2 protein-coding genes are annotated in these 1,950 nt (G+C 71.4%); both read right to left on the bottom strand.

Annotated features, from left to right (window positions below):
• Positions 1-29 precede the first annotated feature (29 nt).
• Entirely contained in the window at positions 30-434 is a 405-nt protein-coding gene (locus ACIQOV_RS39425) for a DUF6009 family protein (protein ID WP_331768794.1), read from the bottom strand.
• Positions 431-1,950 (bottom strand): phage/plasmid primase, P4 family (locus ACIQOV_RS39420; RefSeq protein WP_401055711.1); only part of this gene is annotated, 1,520 nt, incomplete at its 5' end. The genes ACIQOV_RS39425 and ACIQOV_RS39420, both read right to left, overlap by 4 nt.

Raw genomic sequence — 1,950 nt, 5'->3', positions numbered from 1 at the left:
CCCTCTCCCGCCCCCACGTCCCCAAGCCGTCAGGCCTTCGGAAGCGTTATCCCCAGTTCGAGCATAGCGGGGGAGGCCGGGCCGCCCTCGGAGCGCTCGGTCTTGTAGCCCTTGACGCCCGGGGCGACGGTGCGCGGGTCCACGGCCTCGGAGGGGGCGCCGGTGGTGTAGAGGCCCTCGGGGTCCTGGTCGCGGTCGTGCGGCAGGAGCCAGAAGACGCGGCGGCGGAAGGTGCCGGAGGCCCGCGAGGACTTGGCGTCGGGGCCGAGGATCGCGTAGCCGACCATGCGGCCGTCGCGGTGGTAGGCCGGGCGGCCGCGGCGGGTGGTGAGGCGGTCCAGCGACTGACGGACGTAGTCGAGGTCGGAGGTGTCCTCCAGCCAGACGAGGTCGGTTTCGTGGGCGAGCTCGGCCGGGTCGATCAGCGCGCTCACGCGTTGTGCTCCTCTGTGTCGTCGGTGATCAGGCCGATGCCCGGGTAGTACTTGCGGCTGTTGGACAGGACCATCTCCTTGGGAGATGTCATACCCAGTGTCTCGCGAACTCGTGCGGCGAAGGCACGCCCGGATACGGGATTGGCCCCCTCGAAGCCGCACCAACGGGTGTAGGCGCCGAAGAGCTGGGACTGTTCGGCACGCATGCCCTCGCCTGTGACGCACGCCTCCTTGAGGAAGCGGCCGACGTGGTCCTCGGTCTCGGCGTAGGCGGTGGTGGCGGTCTGGACGGCCTGGGGGCCGGCGAGGTCCTTCTCCCCGGCGAAGTAGCGGCGGGCTCCCTCGATGAGCCACGCCAGGATCCCGGGGCCTTCCTCGGCGACGAGGACGTGGGCCAGGTTGTCGATCTTGCGCTCCTCGGGCACGACCCGTTCGAACGGGATCAGGCGCATGCGCCGCCAGAAGGCGAAGCCGCCGGTGCCGACCTCGGGGCGGTGGTTGCCGAGCAGCCAGAGCTTGTGGGTGGGCTCGAAGGAGAAGAAGTCCTGGCGCATCCGGCGGGCCTTGATCTTGTCACCGCCGGTGAGCAGCTTGACCCGGGCCTCGTCGAAGCGGTCGCCGGGCTTGAGTTCGGAGCAGACGATGATGCGGCGGCCGTGGAGCTCGGCGAGGTCGGTGGGGTGGCCGTCGAAGGTCTTGGCCATGAGGAAGCCGGGCGGGGCCGCGTCGGCGTAGTCGCCGAGGAGCTGGATCATGACGTCGAGCAGGACGGACTTGCCGTTCTTGCCCTGGCCGTAGAGGAAGGGCATGACCTGGGCGCCGACGTCGCCGCTGATGGAGTAGCCGAGCAGCAGGTGGAGGAAGTCGCGGGTCTGGCGGCCTTCCTTGTCGTCGCCGAAGGTGTCGGTCAGGAAGCGGTTCCAGCGCGGGGTGGGCATCCGGGCCGGGGCCAGGGTGGTGGAGCGCGAGTGGTGGTGGACCTTCGGGTCCGGCGGGACGATCGCGCCGGTGCGCAGGTCGACCACGCCGCCGGGGGTGCACAGGGCGTACGCGTCGGCGTCGAGGAGGGCCGCGTTGAGCACCATGCCGGGGGCGGACTTGGCCTGGGTGAGCATGGCGTTCATGCCGGAGGTGGACAGGGCCCGGCGGCGGTGCCGGCGCAGGTCGGTGTTGGTGTAGAGGCCGCGCGAGTCGTGGGTGGCGATGCTCTCGGCCATCTCGCCGGCCGCCCACAGGACGGTGTCGTCCTCGTCGAGCTGCCAGCGGTGGGCGGACCACCGGTACCAGCCGAGGCCGGGGACGTGGCGGTAGTCGCTTCCGTAGAGGTGGACGAAGAGCTTGGCGTTGCCGCGGTCGGAGAGCGAGTCGGGCAGCAGGCCGTGCGCGGTCGCCTGCGGGCCTGCCGCAGAGGCCTGTGCGGGCTCCCGCGCCGCCTGCGGTACCACGGGAGCCGCTGTCGTCGGCGTCGGGTCGAGGAGGCTCTCCTGGACGGCGGTGCCGTGCCACGGGGGGTGGG

The organism is Kitasatospora sp. NPDC091257 (genome assembly GCF_044757675.1).
Lineage (GTDB): Bacteria > Actinomycetota > Actinomycetes > Streptomycetales > Streptomycetaceae > Kitasatospora > Kitasatospora lactacystinica.
This window is presented reverse-complemented; position numbering and strand designations above follow the sequence as displayed.